Origin of the sequence: Candidatus Clostridium eludens, assembly GCF_045310515.1 — a bacterium.
Taxonomy (GTDB): Bacteria; Bacillota; Clostridia; order Clostridiales; family Clostridiaceae; genus Clostridium_B; species Clostridium_B eludens.
Genome location: NZ_JBJHZX010000131.1, coordinates 1 through 914 on the forward strand (window position 1 = coordinate 1; position 914 = coordinate 914).

1 protein-coding gene is annotated in these 914 nt (G+C 32.6%); it reads right to left on the bottom strand.

All coding sequences use genetic code 11. From position 1 onward, the window contains the following. Window positions 1-914 (bottom strand): IS3 family transposase (locus ACJDU8_RS25525; RefSeq protein WP_406794996.1); only part of this gene is annotated, 914 nt, incomplete at both ends.

Below are 914 nucleotides of genomic sequence, written 5' to 3' on the forward strand. Positions count from 1 at the left end.
GATGCAATAAATTCTTATGCTGCTTCATTAATCTTTCAATGGTTTCTGTAGCTATATCAAGTGTAAGACGATTTGAAAGTTTATATGAAAGGATTTCATTTGTAGAAGCATCTTTAATGGTCGACAAATACGCCATATTAGATATTCCATATGGTAAATAAGTTATATCTGTTAATAAGACTTTTCCAGCTAATTCTTGCTTAAATTCTCTATTTAAAAGATTTGGTACAACAGTATGCTCACGCGTAGCCTTCATCATTCTACGATAAGGATTAGCTTTTCTTATAGGACACTTAATGTTGTATTTACGCATAATTCGCTGTATACATTTTCGGTTCATTACTAAATTGAATTCTTGCTCTAATACCATTTTTATAGAACGAGAGCCTTTCTTGTATCCTCTATGGTTAAATGCTTTAAGAATTACATCTTTCACCTCTAAATCTTTTTCTTCCTTACGATTACGCATTTTTACTGATTTTAGATAATTATAGTAGCCAGATTTTGATACACCCGAAATTTCACATAAATGTCTAATTATATTTTTGCAATTGCATATTGTTAAAACGATATGTTGTATGATAGCAAATATAGCTGCTGCACTCAGGTTACCGTTTTTCACCTTCCTTTCTTGCAGCTCGATTTTTTTTAACAGTTCTGCTTCAGCTTTCCAATAAGCAATTTCTGCATCCTTTTTTGCTATTATTTCTTCTATTGTTAATTCACATTTAAGTGGACGCCCACTATTCAACTTTCTAGAATCCCTAAGTCCAAGAGCACCTGACTGATTATAAGCATTACGCCATCTCTTACTTGCTGCCCATATTCTATTGTTGCCAATAACACTTATATCAAATCCAGCATCTTGGAAAATTAGAGCAGGTAGTTTTCCCATGCTATACTCAGTGATAAAC